Annotated in this window: 23 protein-coding genes; 14 read left to right on the plus strand and 9 right to left on the minus strand. The window is 68.3% G+C overall.

What is annotated here, in order from left to right; all coding sequences use genetic code 11:
• The 3 genes from AB0J95_RS00005 to AB0J95_RS00015 form a co-directional block, all read left to right on the plus strand.
• A partial coding sequence (locus AB0J95_RS00005; protein ID WP_364753361.1) for an Hsp20 family protein occupies positions 1-135 on the plus strand: 135 nt, incomplete at its 5' end.
• Positions 136-217: 82 nt separating this feature from the next.
• Positions 218-421, plus strand: coding sequence for a hypothetical protein (locus tag AB0J95_RS00010; RefSeq protein WP_364750031.1), 204 nt, complete (start codon positions 218-220; stop codon positions 419-421).
• Positions 422-677: 256 nt separating this feature from the next.
• Positions 678-1,010 carry a DnaJ domain-containing protein gene (locus tag AB0J95_RS00015; RefSeq protein ID WP_364750033.1) on the plus strand — a complete coding sequence of 111 codons (333 nt, stop codon included), beginning with the start codon at positions 678-680 and terminating at the stop codon, positions 1,008-1,010.
• 224 nt (positions 1,011-1,234) lie between these two features.
• Here AB0J95_RS00015 and AB0J95_RS00020 read toward each other — a convergent pair whose 3' ends face one another.
• Entirely contained in the window at positions 1,235-2,578 is a 1,344-nt protein-coding gene (locus tag AB0J95_RS00020) for a sigma-70 family RNA polymerase sigma factor (RefSeq protein ID WP_364750035.1), read from the minus strand.
• Positions 2,579-2,696: 118 nt separating this feature from the next.
• Between AB0J95_RS00020 and AB0J95_RS00025 the strand changes: the two genes are divergently transcribed.
• Entirely contained in the window at positions 2,697-3,782 is a 1,086-nt protein-coding gene (locus AB0J95_RS00025) for a family 1 glycosylhydrolase (protein WP_364750037.1), read from the plus strand.
• Between the two features lie 138 nt (positions 3,783-3,920).
• Positions 3,921-4,163 (plus strand): hypothetical protein, encoded by a 243-nt coding sequence (locus AB0J95_RS00030; RefSeq protein WP_364750039.1) that lies wholly within the window; start codon positions 3,921-3,923, stop codon positions 4,161-4,163.
• A 713-nt stretch (positions 4,164-4,876) separates the two neighbouring features.
• On the opposite strand, the gene AB0J95_RS00035 is transcribed toward AB0J95_RS00030, so the two are convergent.
• From AB0J95_RS00035 to AB0J95_RS00060, 6 genes are all read right to left on the minus strand, one after another.
• The gene (locus AB0J95_RS00035) at positions 4,877-6,034 is read right to left on the minus strand and encodes a cystathionine gamma-synthase (RefSeq protein WP_364750042.1); all 1,158 of its coding nucleotides are present in this window, start codon (positions 6,032-6,034) and stop codon (positions 4,877-4,879) included.
• 71 nt (positions 6,035-6,105) lie between these two features.
• The gene (locus tag AB0J95_RS00040; RefSeq protein ID WP_364750045.1) at positions 6,106-6,849 is read right to left on the minus strand and encodes a hypothetical protein; all 744 of its coding nucleotides are present in this window, start codon (positions 6,847-6,849) and stop codon (positions 6,106-6,108) included.
• Between the two features lie 192 nt (positions 6,850-7,041).
• Entirely contained in the window at positions 7,042-8,166 is a 1,125-nt protein-coding gene (locus AB0J95_RS00045; RefSeq protein WP_364750048.1) for a hypothetical protein, read from the minus strand.
• Positions 8,167-8,266: 100 nt separating this feature from the next.
• Complete coding sequence (locus tag AB0J95_RS00050) at positions 8,267-9,970, minus strand: RDD family protein (RefSeq protein WP_364750050.1); 1,704 nt, start codon at positions 9,968-9,970, stop codon at positions 8,267-8,269.
• Between the two features lie 53 nt (positions 9,971-10,023).
• Entirely contained in the window at positions 10,024-11,394 is a 1,371-nt protein-coding gene (locus tag AB0J95_RS00055; protein ID WP_364750053.1) for a cystathionine beta-synthase, read from the minus strand.
• Between the two features lie 39 nt (positions 11,395-11,433).
• Complete coding sequence (locus AB0J95_RS00060; RefSeq protein ID WP_364750056.1) at positions 11,434-12,660, minus strand: amidohydrolase; 1,227 nt, start codon at positions 12,658-12,660, stop codon at positions 11,434-11,436.
• 115 nt (positions 12,661-12,775) lie between these two features.
• On the opposite strand from AB0J95_RS00060, the gene AB0J95_RS00065 reads away from it, so the two are divergent.
• The 3 genes from AB0J95_RS00065 to AB0J95_RS00075 all read left to right on the plus strand — a co-directional run bounded on the left by AB0J95_RS00065 (position 12,776) and on the right by AB0J95_RS00075 (position 16,032).
• Positions 12,776-13,888: a DUF6119 family protein gene (locus tag AB0J95_RS00065; protein WP_364750059.1), complete on the plus strand. Its 1,113-nt coding sequence runs from the start codon at positions 12,776-12,778 to the stop codon at positions 13,886-13,888.
• A gap of 67 nt (positions 13,889-13,955) precedes the next feature.
• Positions 13,956-14,759: an SGNH/GDSL hydrolase family protein gene (locus AB0J95_RS00070; protein WP_364750062.1), complete on the plus strand. Its 804-nt coding sequence runs from the start codon at positions 13,956-13,958 to the stop codon at positions 14,757-14,759.
• A 52-nt stretch (positions 14,760-14,811) separates the two neighbouring features.
• Entirely contained in the window at positions 14,812-16,032 is a 1,221-nt protein-coding gene (locus AB0J95_RS00075; protein ID WP_364750065.1) for an acetyl-CoA C-acetyltransferase, read from the plus strand.
• Between the two features lie 173 nt (positions 16,033-16,205).
• Here AB0J95_RS00075 and AB0J95_RS00080 read toward each other — a convergent pair whose 3' ends face one another.
• Positions 16,206-17,018, minus strand: a complete 813-nt coding sequence (locus AB0J95_RS00080) for a Bax inhibitor-1/YccA family protein (protein WP_364750067.1) — start codon at positions 17,016-17,018, stop codon at positions 16,206-16,208.
• Between the two features lie 174 nt (positions 17,019-17,192).
• Here AB0J95_RS00080 and AB0J95_RS00085 point away from each other — a divergent pair, with 174 nt between their 5' ends.
• The 6 genes from AB0J95_RS00085 (at position 17,193) to AB0J95_RS00110 (ending at position 23,561) form a co-directional block, all read left to right on the plus strand.
• Complete coding sequence (locus tag AB0J95_RS00085) at positions 17,193-18,296, plus strand: polysaccharide deacetylase (RefSeq protein WP_364750069.1); 1,104 nt, start codon at positions 17,193-17,195, stop codon at positions 18,294-18,296.
• Positions 18,297-18,429: 133 nt separating this feature from the next.
• Complete coding sequence (locus AB0J95_RS00090) at positions 18,430-19,155, plus strand: hypothetical protein (protein ID WP_364750072.1); 726 nt, start codon at positions 18,430-18,432, stop codon at positions 19,153-19,155.
• A gap of 126 nt (positions 19,156-19,281) precedes the next feature.
• Positions 19,282-20,259: an ATP-binding protein gene (locus AB0J95_RS00095; protein WP_364750075.1), complete on the plus strand. Its 978-nt coding sequence runs from the start codon at positions 19,282-19,284 to the stop codon at positions 20,257-20,259.
• 29 nt (positions 20,260-20,288) lie between these two features.
• Positions 20,289-20,681 (plus strand): SCO5389 family protein, encoded by a 393-nt coding sequence (locus tag AB0J95_RS00100; RefSeq protein ID WP_364750078.1) that lies wholly within the window; start codon positions 20,289-20,291, stop codon positions 20,679-20,681.
• Between the two features lie 68 nt (positions 20,682-20,749).
• Positions 20,750-22,726 carry an SDR family oxidoreductase gene (locus AB0J95_RS00105; protein ID WP_364750080.1) on the plus strand — a complete coding sequence of 659 codons (1,977 nt, stop codon included), beginning with the start codon at positions 20,750-20,752 and terminating at the stop codon, positions 22,724-22,726.
• A gap of 28 nt (positions 22,727-22,754) precedes the next feature.
• Positions 22,755-23,561, plus strand: coding sequence for a hypothetical protein (locus AB0J95_RS00110; protein ID WP_364750082.1), 807 nt, complete (start codon positions 22,755-22,757; stop codon positions 23,559-23,561).
• 72 nt (positions 23,562-23,633) lie between these two features.
• Here AB0J95_RS00110 and AB0J95_RS00115 read toward each other — a convergent pair whose 3' ends face one another.
• Complete coding sequence (locus tag AB0J95_RS00115; RefSeq protein WP_364750083.1) at positions 23,634-23,936, minus strand: CU044_2847 family protein; 303 nt, start codon at positions 23,934-23,936, stop codon at positions 23,634-23,636.
• Positions 23,937-23,992 lie beyond the last annotated feature (56 nt).

A 23,992-nucleotide genomic window follows, 5' to 3' on the forward strand; every position in this document is an offset into this window, starting at 1 on the left:
GCCCTGGACGCCGAGCACATCCAGGCCGGCTACGAGGCGGGTGTGCTGACGTTGCGGATCCCGGTCGCCGAGCGCGCCAAGCCCCGCAAGATCGCGATCAGCGCCAGCGGCGGCACCAAGCAGATCAACGCCTGATCAAGACGGTCCACACCGACCCCGGGGGACAGTCGTTCTCCGGGGTCCGGCCGGAACCTGTGCTGGTGGGAGGAGGATTCTGATGAGCCTGGACAAGCCGTGGAACGACGTGGCCGACCAATTGCGCCCCGCCCAGCCCGATCTCGATCTTCCGGACGACGAGTTCGTCGACGACGACCTCGTCATGGGGACAGAGCCGATCGAGGCCGATCCTGCCGACTTCGCCGACCAGCACCGCGTCGTGCCGTTGCCCGACGACCCCCTCGACGATCAAGCGTGGCCCTGACCGGCGGCGAGGTGTGGCGATGAGCGGTTGCTGCCCAGGATCGTCGCTGTCCACGCTGGACACGACCACCTGCGAGCGCGTGCGATCCGATCACTCGGCCGGGCAAGTCGCCAACACCTGCCGGGTGCTGCGTCACGCAACCGACGACGGCAAGCGTGCCACTCGCAAGATCCACGTCACGCCCGCACCGGATGTTCGAGGGCCTGAATCATCCGGTGACGCCCACTACGTTCCCTGTCGCGACGAGGGCTGAGTCATGCCGCCATCGCCCTTCCCGCCGCGCGATCCGTACGACGTACTCGGCGTCGCGCGGGTGGCCACATCCGCCGAGATCGCTGCGGCCTACCGGGCGCTGATCCGCGCCCTGCATCCCGACACCCAGCACGAACCCGCTGACCCTGCACGCTTGGACGATGTCATAGCCGCGTACGCGCTGCTGCGGGATCCGCACCGCCGAGCCACCTACGACAGCCGGCATCCGGTGGCCGGGCCACCGGACCCCATCTCGATTCCGGTCCGCGTGCACCCGGCCCGTCCGCGGCGGCAACCCGACATCCGGGTGGGTCCGGTCCGCCACCATCCCGAGTGACCTATGCGTGATGGCAAAGGAAGGGGACACCTGCCGGTCCACTCCAGACCAAGGCCGACCGGCACGCGGTCCTATTCGGACACGGTGACCGCGGCGAGGCGGAAGTACGACCCCGCCTGCGGCAGCCTGAAATCCCCATTGTGTGATCCGAACACATCCTGGTGATCCTTGTTTGCGGAGGCGTGGGATGGCTGCGGACCGCGCCACCGCAGCCATCCCACATTTCAGCGACCACAAGGGTCGAGGTTCACCGTTCCGAGGTAGCGCTCGGCGATCCGGCCGGCTTTGTCCATCGCGACGACGGCGACCCGGATCGGTCCGCTCGCGTCCTTCTTTCCTTGGTACGGGCCGACTGTGCCGGTCCACGTCGAGCCGCCGGCGTTGCGCATCTCGCTGTTGGCCGTTTTTCCACCCGTGTAGGTGCCCAGCCGGACGATGTACACGCCATCCGGTGATGTGACATTCACCCGGATCGTGGAGGTTTTCGGCCCGGGGCACCCGGTTGGGGAGATCTCGGTGCGCTCGATCGCGTCCGGGCCCGCGGTGATCGTGAGGCCCGGGTTCGGCTGCGCGGCGGGTGCTTGCGATGCGGCCACGGACGCCGCCGGGGTGTTGATCGGCGAACGTGGGCTGGGCAGGGTCGTCGGTTTGGGAGTGGCCGAGGTCGTTTCGCCTTGGGGCGCAGCGGACATCGACGGCGGGGCGGCCGCGACGACGGTCGGGGTCACGGTGGAAGGCGTTGGCGCGGCAGGAAGATCGGTCGCGTACGGCGCCGGCTTCACCACCGCGAAGGTCAGGCACGCGGCCGCACCCACACCGGCGGCGATCAGGCCTTTCTTGACCGCCAGGATCTTTCCCGCGCCGCCCATCGGCACGGTGAGCAGGCCGGGAACCGCACAGAGCAGCTCACGTGTGCGGTGCTTCTCCTTCTCGTGCCGCTCAGCGCACGGCGCGCAGCCGCGGATGTGCTCCTCGATGCCGCGCAACATCGACGGGGACGGCTCCTGCTGCGCCAGGCCCGCGAGGTACTCGCAGGTGGGGTTCGCGATCAGCCGGGCCGCGACGGCCGCCTCGGTGAACGTCTCGGACATCTTGCCGTCGGTGGCGCGCAGGCTCGCCTTCTTGATCTTCAACGCCTCGGCCGCGTCGTTGTCCGACATCCGGCCGGCACCCTCGGCGATCCGGATCCGCAGCCGTTTGTACTGCTTGCTCGTCAGGAACGGGCGCATCTGCTCGGCGAGCTGGTTCACCGCGATCAGGGCCAGGCGTTCCTCGGCCTCGTCCGGTGAGGCCTGCGCGGGAACGAGTTCCTCGGGCAACGGCCCGGTCTCCAGCCGCTTGAGCTTGCGCTTGAGCATCTCGTACGAGGTGTTGCGCGCGGCGGTGGTCAGGTAGGCCGAGGGCTTCTCCACGGTCCGGCCGTGCAGGTAGCGCGTCGCCCGCTCGAAGACCTCCTGGGTGGCGTCCTCGGCGTCTTCGTCGTTGCCCAGGATCTGCCGGCAGGTTCGGAACACCAGCGAGCGGTGTGTGACGGCCAGCAATGCCAGGCTCTCGGACTCTGTTGTCACGACTCATAAGACTTCGGAGAACCCGGTTTGGAGCATAGAAACCGGCGAGTAGTGCCCACACGTGTCAAGCACCAACCAGTCGAGTGAAACGTGGTCACTTCCCGTTAACCTCAACCCCATGTTCTTGTGGGGAGTGGCGGGATCCGGGTTCCAGTCCGAGGGATCGGCTCCGGACAGTAACTGGAAACGATACGCCAGGAACTACGGCGACTCGGTGGACTTCTTTCATCGCTGTGCCGAGGACATCGCGCTCGCCGCGGACCTCGGTGTGCGGGTGTTCCGGTTCTGCGTCGAGTGGGCGCGGGTGCAGCCGAAGCCGGGATCATGGGACTTCTCGTTCTACGACGAGGTGATCGCGCGGGTTCGCGCGGCCGGGATGCGTCCGATGATCACACTGGACCATTGGGTGTATCCGGCGTGGGCGGGCAACTGGGGTTCGCCGGAAATGCTCCAGCGGTGGCTGGACAACGCCGCGCAGGTGATCCGCCGGTACGCGGGCGACGGGACCCTGTGGATCACGTTCAACGAGCCAACCGTCTACATGGCACAGGAAATGCGGCTCGGGTCGTTCCGCCCGCAGATGCCGTTCCGGCTCGTGCGGGCGCACAAACACGCCTACCGGCTGATCCACGCCGCGGACCCGGACGCCTTGGTGTCCAGCAACGTCGCGTACATCCCGGTGGTGAACCGGTTGGCAGATCTGGGTTTCCTCGACTGGGTCAGCGACAGTCTCGATTTCGTCGGCATCGACTACTACTACGACGTCCGGCCAGGCAATCTCACCGCGCTGCACGGGGCTTCCGGCGAGCTGTGGCGGATCGACCCGGAGCCCCAAGGGATCTACCGCGCGCTGCGGCACTACGCCCGCCGGTTCCCGAAGCTGCCGCTGTACATCGTCGAGAACGGGATGCCGTCCGACGACGGCGCACCCCGGGCCGACGGCTATACCCGATCGGACCACCTCCGCGACCACGTCTACTGGATGCTGCGTGCGCGGAGTGAAGGCGTGCGGCTGATCGGGTACAACTACTGGAGCCTGACCGACAACTACGAGTGGGGCAGCTACCGGCCCCGGTTCGGTCTGTACACAGTGGACGTCGAGACCGATCCGGCGCTGGCCAGGAAGCCCACCGACGCCGTCGGCGCCTACCGCGCGATCGTCGCGGCCGACGGCCTCCCCGAAAGTTACCGGCCGGTCCGCTGACATTCCCAGAGCGCATTCCCGGCTGGGAACCCTTAAGGAATCCTGTCATTGTGGCCGGGCCGACACATTGGCCCGGATGGCCGGGTATCCTCGGCAACAACGAGTAGTCGCCGTAGAGGGGCTGTGTAAACGATGGCCGTGACCCGGGCAGCTGGAGTGGTGCCGCTGGTCGGCACACTGGCCGCGGCGGCGGCGCTGGCGGGAGTGGCCGTGTTCAGCGCCTCCAGCGCGGGGTGCGCGAGCCCAGGGCAGTACGTGCAGCGTGACGGGTATGTCGAGCTCGTCGGCGGCTGCATCGACCCCAAGAACCTGCCCCCAGCCCCGGCGACCCAGCAGGCCCCCGCCGCCCCAGGCCAGCAACCCGCCTTCTTCCAGCAGTAACGCACACACCTGCGCTACCGGCGCTCGCACACGCCCCGCCGCGGCCCCGGCTGATCACGCCCGTTCCTGAGACAACACCGAGTCTTGGCTTCCTGCCGGGCCCTGCGGTGCTCGACCGCCCTCACCCCGGGACCCACCACCTCGGCTCGCCCCTGGGCCCTCTGCATCGCCGCCATCCACCGCACTCGTTGCAGCCTCGGGACCCCCGCACTCGCCGCGGCCGACGATTCCCCACCAATTCCCTGGTACCAGCACCGCCGCAACCCCCGCCAGCCCACCGCGGACGCGCGCCAGGTAGTCCTCCGGAGCGAACACCGCGGCCCCAGCTGCCAGCTCGGCATGCCGCCTCAGGCAGCCCTCACACGCACACCGCAGCCTGATCGGCTTGGTCTCCCGGCCCCCGGCCACCAGCCCAGCATGCCGCTCAGGCAGCCCTCACAGGCACACCGCAGCCTGATCGGCTTTGATCTCCCCAGCCCCCGGCTACCAGCCCGGACGCCACCTCAAGCAGTCCTCACACGCACACCGCAGCCCTGATCTCCCCAGAGAACCGCCCCAATCCGGCCAGCCCACCACGGCGCGCAACGGTCACTCTGCGCCGTCCGGCCCACCGCACCCACGGCCCCCGCCCATGCGGCTGCAGGGGTCCCGCCGGGGGACCCCTGAATTTCACGTTACCAATGGGCACCGACGGAAATCGGCGCCCAAGATCGTCAGCCGAGGGCCTGCAGGAGGTCCTGCACCAGGTCAGTGCCGTCTTCGATGCCCACCGAAAGCCGGATCAGGCTGTCAGGGACCTCCAGCTCGGAGCCCGCGACGCTGGCGTGCGTCATCTTGTGGGGGTGCTCGATCAGGGACTCCACGCCGCCGAGGGACTCGGCCAGGATGAACAGCTTGGTCTTGGCCACGACGTCCAGCGCTGCCTGTTCGCCGCCCGTGACGGTGAACGACACCATGCCGCCGAACCGGCGCATCTGCTTCGCGGCGACCTCGTGGCCCGGGTGTTCACGCAGGCCGGGGTAGTACACGCGCTCGACGCGCGGGTGGCCGAGGAGGGCTTCGACGATGCGCTCGGCGTTGTCGGAGTGCCGCTCCATCCGCACCGCGAGGGTCTTCACGCCGCGAAGGGTCAGCCACGCGTCGAACGGACCGGGCACAGAGCCCGCGGCGTTGCGCAGGAACCCGAACCGCTCGTGCAGCTCATCGTCCGACGTGATCAGCGCGCCGCCGACGACGTCGGAGTGCCCGCCGAGGTACTTGGTCGTCGAGTGCAGCACCACGTCCGCGCCCAGGCCCAGCGGGGACTGCAGGTACGGGGTGGCGAAAGTGTTGTCCACCACCAGCTTCGCGCCCGCTTCGGCGGCGATCGCGGCCAGTCCCGCGAGATCCGAGATGGCCAGCAACGGGTTCGTCGGCGTCTCGCACCAGATCACCCGGGTGTTCGGGCGGATCGCGGCGCGCACGGCGGCGAGGTCGGACTGGTGCACGGGGGTGTGCTCGACGCCCCACAGGCTCAGCACCTTGTCGACGAGCCGGAAGGTGCCGCCGTAGGCGTCGTCGGGGATCACGATGTGGTCGCCGGGGCGCAGCAGCGTGCGCATGGCGACGTCACTCGCGGCCATGCCGGACGGGAACGCCAGCGCGTGCCTGCCGCCCTCCAGTGAGGCCAGACACTCCTCCAGGGCGGTCCTCGTGGGGTTGCGCGTACGCGAGTACTCGTAGCCGCCTTCCCGCAGGCCACCGACGCCGTCCTGGGCGAACGTCGAGGTCGCGTAGATGGGCGGGATCACCGAGCCGGTACGCGGGTCAGGCTGTTGTCCCACATGGATTGCCCTGGTCTCGAAACCGAGCCGGGTGTCCTCTTCTGACATATGCCAACTCTACGTGGAACGGGCCGGGCGACCACATCCTGGGATGGTTCGCCCGGCCCGGGTGAGGGGTCTCACCAGCCTTGCTGCTGGGGTGGATAGCCACCTTGCTGTGGGTAACCACCCTGTTGGGGATACCCGCCTTGCTGGTAGCCCTGCTGGGGGTATCCGCCCTGTTGGTAGCCCTGCTGGTAGCCGGGCTGCTGGAACGGGTCGGAGTCCGGGTTCGGGTTGTAGGCCTGCTGTTGCTGGAACCCGTCCGAGTTCGGGTACGGGTCATAAACAGCGCCACTGTCCCCGGTGTCACGCCGCAGGTGCCGGCGCGTGGACGGCAGGATCGCGAAGATGAGCGCCAGCGGCGCGCCGATCAGGGTCAGCGCCTGGAACGTCGACAGCGTGTCGCCGAACTTGAAGACCTCGGACACGAAACTGCCGATGGCGCCGGCTCCGCCCGCGCCCAGCAGCGGGAACAGGAAGAACCCGACGATCGCGAACAGCGCGCCGAACACGATCAGCACGGTGCCGGCGATCTTGCGGCCGAAGGTGAACATCGAGCCGAGCAACAGCAGCAGCGCGCCGACCGCGGGCACCGCGACCATGATCCAGAGCTTGACGGTCAGGTTGCCCAGGCCGATGGGCTTCATGATCAGCTCGTAGAACCGGACCAGGAACACGATCTCGAACGCGGTCACCGCGAGGGCGAGCAGCGCGGTGATCACCGCTGTCGCCGGGTTGGTTCTACTGCCGGACGGTGCCGAGGGGTAGCCACCACCGGAGTAGGGCTGTTGCTGGTAACCACCCTGTTGTGGATAGCTCACGACTGTCCCCCAAACCGCCCTTTGGGCTGGGTTGGTTGCTGGAGTTGGCGCGGCCACAGTAACCCAGCAGGGCGGCGATCAGGGGAGGTTTTGACTTGTTGACCAGACCGTGGCCAGCGGTTTTGACCCGATGGGGCAACAAAAGGGGCGTCCCGGCCAGCCGGCCGGAACGCCCCGTGCTCGTTCAGTCACTCACCATTGCTGGGGAGGCTGCTGCTGTTGCTGCTGCCCGTACCCAGGAGGTGGCGGCTGCTGGCCGTACCCGGGCGGCGGGCCGTAGCCGGGGGGCGGCTGCTGGCCGTAGCCAGGCGGGGGCTGCTGCCCGTACCCGGGCGGCGGCTGCTGGCCGTAGCCCTGCGGCGGCTGGCCGTACGGCGGCGGGCCACCGAAGGACGTCGGGCCGAACGCGGAGGCCTTGGGGTCCAGGAACTTCTTGGTCGCCGGGATGTAACCCATCGCGCCGACACCGCCGACGATGATGCCGGAGATCAGGTAGAACGGGGCGCTGAAGCCGGACGCGGCGATCATGAACACGATCGCGCCGACGAACAGCGCGGCGCCACCGGCGGCCGTGACCAGCACGGACAGCTGGTGCTTGAGGAAGATCAGCACCGCACCGGCGACCGCGGCGACGCCACCGAGGATCGCCAGGATCTCACCGATCCACAGCATCGCCGGGCTCGGCGCACCGGTCTCGATCCCGGCGGGCAGGCCCGCGATGGTGTCGCTGTACCGGCTGATCAGGCTGATGTCGCTGAGCGCGATGATCGCCGAGATCAGGCCGAGGATGCCGACGACACCGGCCAGGCCCCAGGTGATCATCTGCGGGTTGACGGTCTGGCCGCCGTACTGCGGGGCCGGGCCGAAACCCTGCTGCTGCGCGAAGCCGCCCTGCGGGGGATACCCGGGTGGCGGCGGCTGCCCATAGCCGGGCGGCGGCTGCTGGCCGAACGGCGACTGCTGCTGCGGCTGACCCGGCTGGCCGATCTGCTGGGTGTACTGCTGGGCCCCGGGGAACCCACCGGGCGGCGACGACTGCGGGTCGACCGCGCTGGGCGGCGGCTCGTACTGCGGGGCCGGCGGCGGCATCGACCCGGGCGGGACCATCTGGGTCGCGTCACCCTGCTGCGGCTGCTGCTGTCCCCCGCCGGGCTGTACGACCTGGGTCTTCTCCGGGCCGGGGTCCTGCGGCTGGCCCGGCTGCTGCTGGCCGGGCTGCAGAACCTGGGTGCGCTCGGGTTCCTGCTGCTGACCGGCCGGCTCCTGCGGGGGCTGGCCGCCCTGCCATGGCTGGTTCGGCGGCTGCGGAGCACTCATTGGGTAACAACTCCCTTGGCCTCTACCTGACGATCGGGTGTAACGCTAGTCGATGCACCGGCGATTCGCCCGGAACAACCCCGGTTCGGGAGTTACGAACTCACCATTGCCGTGGCGGTTGACCGTACTGCGCGGGGTACGCCGATGCGGGCGGACCCGCCACCACGACCACTGTGTTCACGATCCTGTCGGAGAACGTTCGCCGCTGCTCATCCCACAACGGGGCGAAAAACCCAGCGCAGACGGGCAAAGCGTCGACGATGTGCAAGAACGCGCGGCCCAGCGCGAGCCCGAACCCCACCGGCTGCCCGGTGTCCGCCCGGACCAGCTTGATGCCCGAAACCTTCTTCCCCAAAGTCTGCCCCTGCCCACCCAGATAGGCGACGTTGTAGAAGACATTGGCCAATGCGACCAGCTCAACAACCAAGAGCAACATAAGGTCACTGAACGTGGCGATCGCCGTCAAAGCCGCGATGACCCCATAGTCGACAAGCCCCGCCAGCGCCCGAGAACCCCAACTCGCGAACTGCCCCACGGGCGGCTGGCCGTAGGCGAACTGCGGCGGAAATGGCTGGGACTGTTGGAAAGGCTGGGGCGGAAAAGGTTGCGGAGGCTGGGGTTGCGCGGCTCCGGGGTAGAACGGCTGGAAGGGTTGCGGCTGAGCGGGTCCGGCCGGAAATGCCGGTGGCGCGGGCTGAACGGCCTGGAGTTGCTGGAACTGGGGAGTCGCGGTTGGGAACGGCTGGGGTCGGGCGGTTGCGGGCCGGACCACTTGGGTCGCTCCGGAAACGCCGCCGGACCGCATGGCCTGAGTGGCGTCCGGAACGCCACCAGGCTGAACCACCTGCGTCGCCTCCGGAGCACCGCCGGGCCGAACCACCTGAGTCGCCTCTGGAACGCCCCCGGGCCGGATCGCCTGCGTCGCTTCAGGAACACCGCCAGGCCGCACCATCCCAGTCGCCCCAGGTTGAACCACCTGCGTCGCTTCCGGGAGATTCCCGAGCCGGATCGCCTGCGCCCCTACCGGAACACCATCCGCGCCGACGACCTGAGTCGCCTCCACAGCACCCGCAGGGCGGACAACCTCAGTTGCCTCGGGGATACCGCCAGGCCGCGCAATCTGAGTCGCCGCCGATGCACTGCCTGCCCCTACGAGCTGCGTCGCGTCGGTTCCGGGCATCAACGCATGAGTCGCCTCGGCGGCACCACCGCCCCCGGATAACCGCGCCGCATCCGCCTGCGCAACAAAAGCCGCAGCCGCGGCACCACCCGGTGCCACTACCTGCGTCGCATCCGGAAGCGCCGCCCCGGGCCGCATGACCTGCGTCGGCTCAGGCGCACCTCCGGCCCCCACAACCTGCGGTGGCACTCCTGCCCACGGCGTCCCCACAGCTCGCGTCGGTTCCGGCGCCCCAGCCCCAAACCCACCAGCTCGCGCCAGCCCGGCACCGCCGCCTCGCATCGCCTCAGACGGCCCCGCACCGAGCCCGCCAGCCGGGCTCACAACCTGTGTCGCCTCGGGCAGCCCAGCGGGCCGCAGTGCCTCCGGAGCCCCGCCCAGGCCGACCAACTGCGTCGCATCCGCCTGCCCGATCAGAGCCGCAGCAGCCGCACCGCCCGGAGCCACCGCCTGCGTCGCGTCCGGAAGACCTGGCTGCGCACCAAAGCCTGGCCCGCCACCCAACCGGGCGCTCACATGCTGGGTTGCGTCCGGGTCGGGTGGCTGCTGGGGGCTGTTCAGGGTCTGGGTCCGGTCCTGGACCGGCTGATGATGGCCCCACTGGGGTTGTTGTGGTGCGCTCATTGGGACCCCCTCAGGTCACGTGGCGGCCCACGCTAGCTGAAGGGGTTCACCCGTTAGTGGGCGGCCAGGTAGCCCAGCAGGTCCTGGCGGGTCACGACGCCGGCGGGTTTGCCGTCGATCAACACCAGCGCGCCGTCGGCGCCGGCGAGGGCCTTCATCGCCATGGTGATCTGCTCCCCCGCGCCGATTGTCGGCAGCGGTGGGGACATGTGGCGGTCGAGGCGGTCGGCGAGGGCGGCCTTGCCGGTGAACAGGGCGTCGAGCAGGTCCCGTTCGTTGACGGCGCCCACGACCTCGGCGGCCATCACGGGCGGTTCCGCGCTCACGACGGGCATCTGGCTGACCGAGAACTCGCGGAGGTAGGACACGGCGTCCGCGACGGTCTCGGAGGGGTGCGCGTGCACCAGCTCGGGGATGCGGCCGTCCTTGCGGCGCAACACATCCCCGACGGTGGCGCCGGAGTGCTCGGGCGGCAGGAACCCGTACGAGGACATCCAGTTGTCGTTGAACACCTTCGACAGGTAACCGCGGCCGCCATCGGGCAGCAGCACCACGATCACGTCGTCCGGACCGCACCGCTCGGCGAGCTTCAACGCGGCCGCGGCGGCCATCCCGCAGGACCCGCCGACCAGCAGCGCCTCCTCGCGGGCGAGCCGACGGGTCACGGTGAACGACTCGGCGTCGGAGATCGCGATGATCTCGTCGCAGATGCCGCGGTCGTAGGTGTCCGGCCAGAAGTCCTCGCCGACGCCCTCGACCAGGTACGGACGGCCGGTGCCGCCGGAGTACACCGAGCCCTCGGGGTCCGCGCCGACGATCTTCACACGCCCGCCGGACACCTCCTTGAGGTACTTGCCGGTGCCGGAGACCGTGCCGCCGGTGCCGACACCCGCGACGAAGTGCGTGATCCGGCCTTCGGTCTGCCGCCACAGCTCCGGGCCGGTGGTCTCGTAGTGGCTGCGCGGGTTCTCCGGGTTGGCGTACTGGTTGGGCTTCCAGGCGCCGTCGATCTCGCGGACCAACCGGTCGGACACGTTGTAGTACGAGTCCGGGTGCTCCGGCGCGACCGCGGTCGGGCACACCACGACCTCGGCGCCGTACGCCTTGAGCACGTTGCGCTTGTCCTCGCTGACCTTGTCCGGGCAGACGAACACGCACTTGTAGCCCTTGCGCTGGGCGACCATCGCCAGGCCGACACCGGTGTTGCCGGAGGTCGGCTCGACGATGGTGCCACCCGGCTTGAGCTCGCCGGAGGCCTCGGCGGCCTCGATCATCCGGCTGGCGATGCGGTCCTTCACGCTGCCGCCCGGGTTGACGTACTCCACCTTGGCCAGCACCAGCGGCTGCAGGCCCTCGGCGACGGTGTTCAACCGGACCAGCGGCGTGTTGCCGATCAGGTCGACGACATGCTCGACGTACTCCACCACTGACTCCTTCGCGGCACTCCTGGGAACCCGTTCAGCCTAACCGCCTGCGCCGAGCCAAGTGAGGGCCGCGACGGTCAGCGTCTCGACACCGGTCCGCAGGGTCGGCTCGATCAGCGGCGCGAACTCCGGGGAGTGGTTGCTGGGCAACGAGTTCACCGTGTTCGTGGCGAGCGCGTTCAGCACCCGGTCGCGGTCGATGCCACCCCAGAACCAGAACACGGTTGGCACCCCCGCGGCCTCGCCGTAGATGCCGACGTCCTCACTTCCCGTGACGACCGGCATCGGGAACATGTTCTCCACACCGAAGTGCTCGGTGAACGCGGCCACCGTGGCCGCGGTCCGGTCCGGGTCGGAGACCAGCAGCGGCGCACTCGTGTGCCACTCGATCAGGGGTTCCTTCTCGGTGCCGCTCGCCGCGGCCTCCGCGCGCACGATTCGCTCGATCGCGGCTTTTATCTGTACCCGGACGTGTTCGGCGTAGCTGCGGATGTTGATCCCCAGCTCGGCCGTGTCCGGGATGATGTTGTCCTTGGTGCCCGCGTGCAGCTTGCCCACAGTGACCACGGCGGTATCACTTGGGTGAACTTCCCGGGCCACGATTCCCTGCAATCGCGTGACGATGTGCGCGGCCATCAGGATCGGGTCGACCGTGGTCTCCGGCCTCGACCCGTGCCCGCCCCGGCCGAACAACGTCACGTGCAGGTCATCCGAAGTGGCCATGATGGGTCCGCTGCCGTACCCGACCATCCCGGCCGGGAGCGGCCCGACGTGCTGACCGAGCACGATGTCCGGCTTGCCGAACCGGTCGAACAGACCGTCCGCGACCATCGCGCGGGCGCCGGTGGACAGCTCCTCGGCGGGCTGGAACACGATCAGCACCGTGCCCGACCAGGAGTCCTTCGCCCGGTCGAGCAGCGTCGCCGCGCCCAGCAGGCACGTCGTGTGCATGTCGTGCCCGCACGCGTGCATCACGGCCGGATCCGTGCTGGCGTAAGGCAATCCGGTCTTTTCCTGCATCGGCAGGGCGTCCATGTCCGCGCGGAGCATGACCACCGGACCATCACCGTTGCGCAGGACGCCGACCACGCCCGTGCCGCCGACACCGGTCGTCACCTGATAGCCCAGGGGTTCGAGGGCGCCGGCGACCTTGGCGGCGGTGCGGTGTTCCGCGAGCGACACTTCGGGGTGCCGGTGCAGGTCCCGGTAGAAGTCGGCCAGCTTCGGCCCGAGCCCGGGATGCCACTGGCGCAGAACGTCGTTCACCGTCCCGAGCCTACCCACGAACCGTGCACACCCTTACGTACCAGCCGTTTCACCCTTCTGGATCTTCACTGCACCAGGTAGTGGACGTACCTTTTGACTACAGGGGGTGTTTCGCATGAAACTGAGCGTGCACCTGTTGCTGGACACCTTGGTGGCCCAGACCGGCCCCGCACCGCGGCGGGAGTCGCTGGTCCCGGACTTCGGCATCCGGGTCGCCGCCAATTCGCTCTATCTGCCGTCGATCGGCCTTGACCACGAATGGTTCCGGGCACTCGCACACGATGGGCTGGTTCGCGGGATGACCGGGTCGCACATCGTGCACGTCGAGGATCCGCGGCTGCCCGTTCCCGAGCTGCTGGCGGAGTTGCGCTCGCGCTATCTCGCCACGCGCTACCGGTCGGACGTTCCGTTGCTGGACATCCTGCATCCGGTGCGGCCGGACATGAACGTGGTGGCACAGCTGGATTTGACGCTGGAGCACCGGGTGCGGACCGGTCTGCACGTCGGGCTGGACTGGGCGGTCGAGGCCGCCGACGGGATCCGGGCGTTCCGGATCCACGGCGACGGAGTGCCGCCGCTGCCAACGGACCGGCCAACGCTGAACTGGGTGCGGGAGTATCTGGCCCAGTCGGCCAGCGCCAGAGTTCCCCGGCTGCGAGTGGATGCGCTCGACCAGCACGGGAATGTCGTGCACACCAAGCCTTTGCGCGAGTGCGTGTCCGCGGAACTTTGGCACCGCGGGGAATTCTACGTGCTCGCGGACGGACGGTGGTTCCTCGTCGATCGGGCCCATCTTGCCCACCTGGAGGGTGAACTTGGTGGTTTACCCGATGTGACCGCGGAGCTCGCACAACGCACCTTCGTGGTGTCTTTGCCGCATCACGCCGATTTACTCACCGAAGAGATGGATTTGGTCTTCACCAAAAAGACATTCGCCCGGGGCAGTCAGACCGCGAAGCGATACCGGGAACGTGCGGAGACCCGGGCCGAACTCGCCGGCATTCACCGGCGCAATTGGCCTGCCGCACCGGCCAGGGAACCGCGGTTCGTGTACGCCCTGGCGGGACATCCGGGGACGCTGCCGTTCTTCAGCAAGGTCACCCTGCTGCACCATGTCGACCGGATCCGCGCCGAGGAGTTCGAAGTGGCCGTCGCCCGGCACCCCCTACCTGCGGTTACAGTGCCGTCACCGCGGACCGAAGGTCTGCCCCTAAGGGACCCGATCTAAGGGGCATTACTGGTGGGTCGCCTGGGTTTTTCCGTGTTTAATTCATGGCACCGGAGGGGAGGCGATCATGGGAGTCCTGGGGAGTATCCGGGTGGCGGCCATGACCGTCTTCACGGTCGGCGGGCTGTCCGGGGCGATGTACGGGTTCCTCGACCGGCAGGGCAAACGCGCGCGGACGCTGATCGGGCGGCCGACCCGCGACCCGCACCTGGCCGACGGTGTGTACGGAGCGCCAGGCCCGGCCCCGTTGAGGTTCGCTGTATTGGGTGACTCAGTTGCGGCTGGGCTGGGCGCGGAGAGCACCGACATGCTGCCGGGCGTGTTGCTGGCCCGTGGCCTGGCGGAGGAGTCGGGTCGCCCGGTTGAGCTGACGACGTACGCGATCGTGGGCGCGAACACGCGAACGTTGATCGCCCAAGTCGACAAAGCGATCTTGAATCCACCCGATCTGGTGCTTCTGATCATCGGCGGCAACGACGTCACCGGGAAGATGCGGGTCCGCACGTCGGCCGCGTTGCTGCGGATCGAGGTCGCCCGGCTGCGCAACGCGGGTGCACAGGTCGTGGTCGGCACCTGCCCCGATCTGGGGACGATCCGGCCGATCCCTCAGCCGTTGCGGTACATCGTGCGCAAGTGGGGGCAGATGCTCGCCCGTGCCCAGCGGGCGGCCGTGGAACGCGCCGGAGGCGTTCCGGTACCGATCGCCGACCTGGTCTCGCCGGAGTTCCACATCCGGCACTACGAGCTGTTCAGCCCGGACCGGTTCCATCCGAATGGCGCGGGATACCGGCACGCCGCGGACATCCTGCTGGCACCTTTGTGCGCGGCTGTGAAAAGTGGTCTTCACCGCGTTGCCACCCAGTGCTCCTGATGTAAGGCTGCGTACTGACGAGTAACTGTTGGTAGCGCAAAGGAGCTCCGCCATGCCCGAGGCCGTCATCGTCTCCGCCGCCCGGTCCCCCATCGGACGTGCCGGCAAGGGGTCCCTGGTGGACATCCGGCCGGACGACCTCGCCGTGCAGATGGTGCGGGCCGCCCTGGCCAAGGTGCCGCAGCTGGACCCGAAGCAGATCGACGACCTGATCCTGGGGTGCGGCCTGCCCGGTGGCGAGCAGGGCTTCAACATGGGCCGGATCCTCGCGGTGGAGCTGGGCTACGACCACCTGCCGGGGTGCACGGTGACCCGGTACTGCGCGTCCAGCCTGCAGTCGACCCGGATGGCCTTCCACGCCATCAAGGCCGGTGAGGGCAACGTGTTCATCAGCGCCGGCGTCGAGACCGTGTCGCGGTTCGCCAAGGGCAGCTCCGACTCCTGGCCGGACACCCACAACCCCCTGTTCGCCGACGCCGAGGCCCGCACCGTCGCCACGGCCGAGCACGGCGCCGACGAGTGGCACGACCCCCGCGAGGACGACCTGATCCCCGACGCGTACATCGCGATGGGCCAGACCGCCGAGAACCTGGCGCTGCTGAAGGACGTCAGCCGCGAGGAGATGGACCACTTCGGCGTGCGGTCGCAGAACCTGGCTGAGAAGGCCATCGCCGACGGCTTCTGGGCCAAGGACATCACCCCCATCACGCTGCCCAACGGCACGGTCGTCTCGGCCGACGACGGCCCCCGCCCCGGCGTGACGTACGAGAAGACCGCCGGTCTCAAGCCGGTGTTCCGCCCCGACGGCCGCGTGACCGCGGGCAACTGCTGCCCCCTGAACGACGGCGCAGCAGCCCTCGTGATCATGAGTGACACCAAGGCGGCCGAACTCGGGATCACCCCACTGGCGCGGATCGTCGCGACCGGCGTGTCGGGCCTCTCGCCCGAGATCATGGGCCTCGGCCCGGTGGAAGCGTCCAAGCGCGCCCTCGCACTCGCGGGCATGTCCATCAACGACATCGACCTCGTCGAGATCAACGAGGCGTTCGCCGCCCAGGTCATCCCTTCGTACAAGGACCTCGGCATCGACATCGATCGGCTGAACGTCAACGGCGGCGCCATCGCCGTGGGCCACCCCTTCGGCATGACCGGCGCCCGCATCACCTCGACCCTGATCAACAGCCTGCAGCACCACGACAAGCAGTTCGGGCTGGAGACGATGTGCGTCGGCGGCGGTCAGGGCATGGCCATGGTGCTCGAACGCCTCAGCTGAGGCCGTTTGGCCGACGTGGTTTGGCGCCGCTCCACGGCTCTTGGGCTGGTGGGGCGGCGCCTTCTGCTTGTGGTTCTTGACTGCGGTGGTCGGCCCGCAGCGGTGGGCGCGGATCGGTGTGGTGGCAATGGAAAAGCCCCCGCCGGGGCGGGGGCTTCTCGGTGGGGTGGATGTCAATCGCTGCTTTGGAGGGCCCAGAGGAGGCGCAGGATTTCGACGTAGAGCCACACGAGGGTGGTCATCAGGCCGAAGGCCGCGTACCAGGCCCACTTGCTGGGCAGGCCCTGGCGGATCATCTGGTCGGCCTGGTCGAAGTCGAGCAGCAGCATGAACGCCGCGATGCCGATGACGATCAGGCTGAACACGATCGCGAGGGGGCCGTTGCCGCGGATGCCGAGGGACACGCCGAACAGCGAGAAGATGAGGTTGGCCAGCATCAGCAGGACCGCGGCGCCAGCAGCCGCGATGACCCACTTGGTGAGCTTGGGGGTGACCTTCACCGCACCGGTGCGGTACACGACCAGCATCACGCCGAACACCAGGGCGGTGCCGAGCAGCGCCTGCAGGCCGAGGCCCGGGTACAGCGAGTTGACCACGGCCGTGAGGGCACCGAGGGCGACGCCTTCCGCGGCGGAGTAGGTCAGCACCAGCGCGGGGCTGGGGGTCTGCTTGAAGATCACGATCAGCGAGACGACCAGGCCGACCAGGAAGCCGATGATCAGCGGCGGGTAGGGGCTGATCGCCCCGCTGAGCACCATGACAGCGGTGATCACGCCGGTGAGCAGGGCGACGCCCAGGGTGATGGCGGTCTTCATCACCACGTCGTCGACGGTGATCGGCCGGTCGGCCTCAGCCGGCGGCGCCTCGTAGGTATAGCCGCCACCGTACTGCGGTGGCATGCCTGCCTGCGGGTTGCCGAAACCCGCGTATCCAACGCCTCCGCGCCCGGACAAGTTGCGGAACGCGGGGTTGCTCGAAGAACGCACCTGATCCTCCATGGGCCTGTTGTGGCCTTCATCGGGTTCAACGGCCGGGCGAGCCGGTTAGTTCCCGTCGGGTAAAGCCGACTTTACTCTCATTGGACCGTCTGTCGATCGCCGGTCAGCCTAGTAACCCCACGCCTGTGCATGTCACTCGTTCGAGCGTCTACCTTGAGGGCGATGTCAGCACAGCGAGCGAGGAACTGGCGGCCCATCAGCCTGTGGGCCGCGCTCGTGCTGACGTTCGTGATCTTGATAACGCTCGGCACCGTGCGCCCTGGCCAGGACAAACCCACCCCCGCGCCGGCGGCCGCGACGCAGGAGTGGCTGCACACCCTGCGCCCCGGCGAGAAGCCGCCACAGTTCGTGCTGTTCTCGTTCGACGGCGCCGGAGCGCACGAGCACTGGCAGAAGATGCTGGAGATCAGCCAGCGGTCGAACGCCCGGTTCAGCGCGTTCCTTTCCGGCGTCTACCTGCTGGCCGACGACCAGAAGACCCAGTACACCGGCCCCGGTCACCCGGCAGGTAAAGCTTCGATCTCTTTTGGCGGATCCCCGGACGAGGTGCGGACCCGCATCGCCGACCTGAACACCGCCAAGGACCACGGCATCGAGATCGGCACCCACTACAACGGCCACTTCTGCAAGGGCGCGGAGCCGAGCGTCGGCAGGTGGAACACCCAGCAGTGGCAGCTGGAGATCGACCAGTTCACCAAGTTCGTCACCCAGGCGGGCAACCAGGGCCTCAAGGTGGACCCGGCGGACATCAGAGGTGGCCGCACGCCGTGCCTGGAAGGCAGGTTCGACGCCCTGTTCGCCGCGCTGGCCAGCCGGAACATGACCTACGACTCCAGCAAGGTCTCCGACGGGATCGCCTGGCCCACCAAGGACAACGGCATCTGGGAGTTCTGGATGCCCGAGGTCCGGATGCCCGCCGTGGCGAACAAAAAAGTGATCATGATGGACTACAACCTCTGGTACGCGCTGAACAAGGCCAAGGACGACAAGTCCAAACGGGACGAGTACGCCCGCGCCACCACCGAGGTCTACCGGGCCGCCTACAACGCCGCGTTCAACGGCAACCGCGCCCCGCTGGTGGTGGCCAACCACTTCAACGACTGGGCCGGGGGCGCCTTCGACCTCGCGACCGAGCAGTTCATGGGCGAGGTCTGCACGAGGCCGGAGACCGTCTGCGCCACCTACTCGGATGTCATCAAGTGGATGGAGCTGCAGACCCCGGTCACGCTCGAAGGTCTGCGCAAACAGCCGAACGCGCAAACTTAGTCGCCGATCAGGCGGTCGCCGGGCACACCGTGAGAGGGGCTGGGACCGGAGCACTCAACCGATCGGGTGATCTTCCCGGTCCAACTGGGTTCGCGGTGCCTGGCGGACGAGGTTCCCGTTTCAGGATTCTGGTGTGGTGCAGGACGGCGATGCGCTCACGCTGATCATCAACGGCCCGGACGACGTGGCCGCGCTGACCGGCAGCCCGTTGCTGGACCGGGTGCTGCGCGTCGAGTTCAACTCCACCGGGCAGACCGTCGCACCGATCCTCCGGATGCTGCCGAACGTGCGAAGTGTGACCTTTGTGGACGATCCGCACGCCGCGCAGACCGTGCGAGCCGTCGACGAGCAGCTCCCTAACACCGTTAGAGCGCTGAACTTCGCCGGGTTCATGGCGACCACGTTCGACGACGACACCGCCGCCACCCTGTGCCGCTCGCCCCAAGTCGCTCAGCTGGAGCACTTGGCGCTCTACAACTGCAATCTCACCCGAAGAGGTGCGGAAGCCATCGGTGGTGGCACTTTCCGTGACCTCAAAGCACTTCATCTGGGCATAGGTCATCCGACGACGAACAGGATCGGCCCCGAAGGTGTGGCCGCGCTGACGCCGCTCAGCCACCTCGTCACACTGGATCTCGGCTTCAACCACATCGGCGACCAAGGCGTTCGGTCACTGCGCGCATTCCGGAACCTCGTGGAACTACACCTTCAGGGGAACGGCATCACCAACAAGGGCCTCCTCGCCCTCTGCGACATGCCGTTCCTGCGCCAGCTGACGTTCCTGGATCTGAGCCAGAACCGGATCACCGCCCGGGCGATGCGCCACCTGCACCGGACCGCCCCGCGCCTGGCGTCCTGACCCCGGAGTGCCGCACGCCCGCGCGTGCGGCACACTGAACCCCGCGCAAGCCTCTGACCTGCGACGATGACACGTTTCGGTGACCCGGGTTGCGCACGGATAATGAAAACCGATATCAATGTCGGGGTGAAGATCGCCTTCGTCGGAAAGGGAGGCAGCGGCAAGACCACGCTGGCCTCGCTGTTCCTCCGCCACCTGGCCGCGCTGAACCGGCCGACGCTGGCCGTGGACGCCGACATCAACCAGCACCTGGCCGGCGCCCTGGGCGCGTCCGAGCCGGAAACCGTTGCCCTGCCCACGCTCGGTGAGCACCTGCCGCTGATCAAGGACTACCTGCGCGGGGACAACCCGCGGATCGGCTCCGCCGCCGAGATGGTCAAGACCACCCCGGCCGGCCGTGGCTCCCGCCTGCTGCGCGTGGTCGAGGACAACCCCATCTACACCGCCTGCGTCCGCGAGGTTGACGGGGTGCGGCTGGCGGTGACCGGGCCGTTCGGGGAGGACGACCTGGGCGTCGCCTGCTACCACTCCAAGGTCGGCGCGGTCGAGCTGATGCTCAACCACATGGTCGACGACCGCGGCGAGTACGTCGTGGTGGACATGACCGCGGGCGCCGACTCGTTCGCCTCCGGCCTGTTCACCCGGTTCGACGTGACCTTCCTGGTCTGCGAGCCGACGGTGCGGTCGATCGGCGTGTACCGGCAGTACCTGGGCTACGCGCGGGACTTCGGGGTGAAGGTCGCGGTCGTCGGCAACAAGGTGTCCGACGACGAGGACCTCGCCTTCCTGCGCCAGGAGGTCGGCGACGACCTGCTGACCTGGGTCACCCGGTCGCAGCACGTGCGGGCCGCCGAGCGCGGGGACGTCCGGCCGATCGACGCGTTCGAGCCGGAGAACCGGGACGCGCTGCGCACCATGCACGCGCTGGTCGACGAGACCGCCAAGGACTGGGCCCGCTACCAGGAACAGGCTGTGGAGTTCCACCTGCGCAACGCCAAGGCTTGGGCCAACGAGCGCACCGGCCGCGACCTGGCCGGCCAGATCGACCCGGAGTTCACCCTTGGGGCGGTCCCCATGGCGGCCTCCGGCGTCAACGCTGGGTAAGCAACCAACCGCGAACACGGAGGTTATCCATGTCCTTGGACGTGCCAACCGCGCTGCTGGAGAAGGCGGAGCGGGGCGAGGTCACCGACGCCGAGTTCGTCAACTGCGTCCGCGTGTCCCTGCCGTACGCGTGGGACCTGATCAGCGAGGTGGCCGGGCGGGCCAAGCAGGGCGCCGCCCCCTTCGCCGACAACACCACGCCGCCGCCCAGTGAGGCCGAGCGCGGGCAACTGCTGCGGGCGCTGGCGTCCGACGCCATCCGCGGCGGCCTGGAGCGGCACTTCGGTGTGAAACTGTCGTTCCAGAACTGCCACCGGGTCGCGGCCTTCCTGCCGTCCGCTGTGGACACCGATGCCTACCGCGCGTTCATCTCGCCGCGCGGCCAGCTGCTCAACCAGTCCCCCGAGCTGCGGGACTGCTGACAATCCGCTGATTCAGCACGTTCCCGATGTGGCGCCACGGCGTCACATCGGGGGCAGAATCTCCGGTCATGGCGACCTATCTGGTGACGGGTGCGACGGGGCTGATCGGCCGACACCTCCTGCGGCGGCTGCTGGACGACGCCGGGCTCGAGCGGGTCTGGCTGGTCGTGCGGGCCGGGTCCCAGGACAAGCTGGCCAGGCTGGTGCGGACGATGCCGGCGCCCCAGCGGGTTACCACGATCGTGGGAGACATCTCCGAACCGAGATTGGGGATCTCCGAGCGGGAACTGACCACGCTGCGTGGCCGGGTCGACCACATCGTGCACCTCGCGGCCCTCTATGACGTGACAGCCGACGATGAAACGAGCGTCGCGGCGAACGTCGACGGCACACGGAACGTGATCGACCTGGCCGAGGACATCGAGGCCGGGTGCCTGCACCACGTGTCCTCCGTCGCGGTCGCCGGCGACTACCAGGGCACGTTCACCGAGGAGATGTTCGACGCCGGGCAACGCCTGGTCACGGCCTATCACCGGACGAAGTTCGAGTCCGAGCGGCTGGTGCGCGAGCAGGAGGCGGTGCCGTTCCGGATCTACCGGCCGGCGATCGTGGTCGGCCACTCGGTGACCGGCGAGATGGACAAGGTCGACGGGCCGTACTACTTCTTCCCCGCGCTGGCGCGGCTGGCAGCGTTGCCGAGCGTGCCAGTGGTCGCGCCGGACATCGGGAACACCAACATCGTGCCGGTCGACTACGTGGCGGATGCGTTGGCACGCCTGGTGAACAGGCCCGGGCTGGACGGCCGGACGTTCCACCTGGTCAACCCGGCGATGCAGTCCGCCAAGTCGGTGTACAACGCGTTCGCGCGCGCCGCGGGAGCGCCGACGGTGACCTGGGAGCTGGCCGAACGGGTCAGCAAACCGTTGGTGTCGTTGGCAAAGCTCTCGGAGTACCTACCCGGGTTCACTTTGGCTCGCGATGCGCTGCTGGATCGGCTGGGAATTCCCCCGATCGTGCTGTCGGCCCTCACTTTCGAGTCGAATTTCACCTCGACTCCGATCGAGGGACTGGAGGTTCCGTCACTGAACTCCTACGCGGACGTGTTGTGGCGGTACTGGCGTGAGCACCTGGATCCGTTCCGCGCCAGGCGTTCCGCGCGGCACGGGTCGCTCGACGGCCGCCGTGTGGTGATCACCGGCGCCTCTTCGGGGATCGGGCGAGCGACCGCGTTGAAGGTCGCCGCGGACGGCGGGGTGCCGTTGCTGGTCGCGCGGCGGGAGTCGGAGCTGGAGGAGGTGCGCGCGGAGATCCGGGCCGCGGGCGGGCACGCGTACGTGTACCCGTGCGACCTCACCGATGGCGAGTCGGTGGCCAAGACCGTCGCGGCGATGCTGGCCGAGCAGCCCGGGATCGACATGCTGGTCAACAACGCGGGCCGGTCGATCCGGCGGTCGATCCGGTTGTCGTACGACCGGTTCCACGACTACGAGCGCGCGATGGCGATCAACTACTTCGGCGCGGTGCGCCTGATTCTGGCCTTGTTGCCGCATATGACCGAACGGCGGTTCGGGCACATCGTGAACGTGTCGTCGATCGGCGTGCAGGGCATCGCGCCGCGGTTCTCCGCGTATGTGGCGTCGAAGGCGGCGCTGGACTACTTCAGCAAGATCGCCGCGACCGAGACGCACGGCGCCGGGGTCACGTTCACCACCGTCCACATGCCACTCGTGCGCACGCCGATGATCCGGCCGACCAAGATCTACGACGCCTTCCCCACGAAATCACCCGATCAGGCGGCGGACATGGTGATGGATGCGCTGCGTGACCGTCCCAAGCACATCGGCACCCCCACCGGCCTGGCCATCCAGGTCGCGTACACCTTGGCTCCCGGCCTGGTCGACGCCATCGCCTACCAGGGGTATCGCGTGTTCCCGGACTCCGCCGCCGCTGGTGGGAAGGGCCGTGTACAGGTCGGAAAGGGTGAACGGCAACTGTCCGCCGCGGCCGCCGCCCTCATGCGGATGACGCGTGGGTTCCACTGGTAGCCCTGGACACGGTGGGTATCGTCCTGCCATGGCCGACCCCTCAAACCCGCTCGGTTTCGACGTGGTCCGCCACGGTTTCGACCGTGGCCAGGTCCAGCAGCACGTCGCGAACCTCGAGTCGAACCTGCGCCTGCTGACCCAGGACCGGGACGCGGCCAGAGCCGAGCTGGCCGCGCTGATCCGCCAGGTGAACGAGCTGCGCGCGCAGGCCGCCGACAAGACGGTGCCGCTGACCGGCCGCAAGGAAGTCCACGAGCAGATGCGCGTGATGCTCGAAGTGACCAAGAACGAAGCCGCGGCCATCACAGCGGCGGCCCAGGCAGCAGCGGAGCAGGCGTTCGCCAGCGCGCAACAGGCCGCGTCGGCGTTGCGCAGCCGCTACGAGTTCCTCGTCGCAGACCTCGAAGCCCAGCAAACCCAGATGCAGGCCGACCACGCGGCGGCGATGGACCAGCTACGCCGACAGCTCGCCGAAGCGACCACCGACGCGGAGAACCGCCGGCGGCGCTTCGGTGAAGAAGCGGACGCACAACACCTCCAGGTCGAGCAGGAGTTCGAGTCGGCCATGGCGGCCAAACGGGCGGCGCTGGACCAGGAAGTCGCGGCGCGCAAGGACGCGAGCGAGAAGGAAGCCGCGCGCCTGGTGCGGGAAGCGACCGCGGACGCACAACGCCGCACCGCCGAAGCCGACCAGAAGGTCAACCAACTGACCACCCTCCGGCAGCGGGTGTCCGAGCGCCTGCGCGAAACCGGCCAGCTCCTCACCCAGAGCAGCAACCTCCTGGAACCCCTGGACACCGAAGCGGACATCATCTCCGGCAAAACCCAGCCCTGACCCCAGCTCAGCCCTCGTGAGTGTTTTCGGTCGTCAGAGCGACCGAAAACACTCTCGAAGCGTTGTCCGCGGTTATTTGGGTGCGTTCCATTCGGCGGTGATGGTGAAGTTCGCTTCCGCCGAGGACTTTCCGATGATCAGGCCCAGTTCGCCGCTGACCTTCAGGCCGAACTGCAGGGTCACTTTGTCGGGTGGGGTGGGGGTGTCGCGGAGGCGGTTGACTACGGCGTTCATCACCGGGGCCACTTGTTCCAGGCCTTTGTCGAGGGTGTGGGTCGCCACGTCGATGGCTTTGTCGGCGCGGGTGCTCGCGCGGTCGACGCCCGGGATGGTGTCGACCTCGACTAGCACTTTGTCGCCGCTTTCCAGTGTCATTTCGACTACGCGAGTCAAGGAACTCCCCTTCGGTGACCGATTCATGTCAACGTAGA

The sequence above is a fragment of the Actinocrispum sp. NPDC049592 genome (assembly GCF_040675465.1).
In the GTDB taxonomy this organism is placed as follows: domain Bacteria; phylum Actinomycetota; class Actinomycetes; order Mycobacteriales; family Pseudonocardiaceae; genus Kibdelosporangium.

Excerpts from the sequence above, each read along its gene's own strand:
- AB0J95_RS00015 (WP_364750033.1), top strand. The coding sequence starts at position 678 with ATGCCGCCATCGCCCTTCCCGCCGCGCGATCCGTACGACGTACTCGGC.
- AB0J95_RS00050 (WP_364750050.1), bottom strand. The coding sequence starts at position 9,970 with ATGAGCGCACCACAACAACCCCAGTGGGGCCATCATCAGCCGGTCCAG.
- AB0J95_RS00110 (WP_364750082.1), top strand. The coding sequence starts at position 22,755 with ATGGCCGACCCCTCAAACCCGCTCGGTTTCGACGTGGTCCGCCACGGT.
- AB0J95_RS00085 (WP_364750069.1), top strand. The coding sequence starts at position 17,193 with ATGTCAGCACAGCGAGCGAGGAACTGGCGGCCCATCAGCCTGTGGGCC.
- AB0J95_RS00115 (WP_364750083.1), bottom strand. The coding sequence starts at position 23,936 with ATGACACTGGAAAGCGGCGACAAAGTGCTAGTCGAGGTCGACACCATC.
- AB0J95_RS00065 (WP_364750059.1), top strand. The coding sequence starts at position 12,776 with ATGAAACTGAGCGTGCACCTGTTGCTGGACACCTTGGTGGCCCAGACC.
- AB0J95_RS00105 (WP_364750080.1), top strand. The coding sequence starts at position 20,750 with ATGGCGACCTATCTGGTGACGGGTGCGACGGGGCTGATCGGCCGACAC.
- AB0J95_RS00045 (WP_364750048.1), bottom strand. The coding sequence starts at position 8,166 with ATGAGTGCTCCGCAGCCGCCGAACCAGCCATGGCAGGGCGGCCAGCCC.
- AB0J95_RS00025 (WP_364750037.1), top strand. The coding sequence starts at position 2,697 with ATGTTCTTGTGGGGAGTGGCGGGATCCGGGTTCCAGTCCGAGGGATCG.
- AB0J95_RS00070 (WP_364750062.1), top strand. The coding sequence starts at position 13,956 with ATGGGAGTCCTGGGGAGTATCCGGGTGGCGGCCATGACCGTCTTCACG.
- AB0J95_RS00035 (WP_364750042.1), bottom strand. The coding sequence starts at position 6,034 with ATGTCAGAAGAGGACACCCGGCTCGGTTTCGAGACCAGGGCAATCCAT.
- AB0J95_RS00010 (WP_364750031.1), top strand. The coding sequence starts at position 218 with ATGAGCCTGGACAAGCCGTGGAACGACGTGGCCGACCAATTGCGCCCC.
- AB0J95_RS00075 (WP_364750065.1), top strand. The coding sequence starts at position 14,812 with ATGCCCGAGGCCGTCATCGTCTCCGCCGCCCGGTCCCCCATCGGACGT.
- AB0J95_RS00100 (WP_364750078.1), top strand. The coding sequence starts at position 20,289 with ATGTCCTTGGACGTGCCAACCGCGCTGCTGGAGAAGGCGGAGCGGGGC.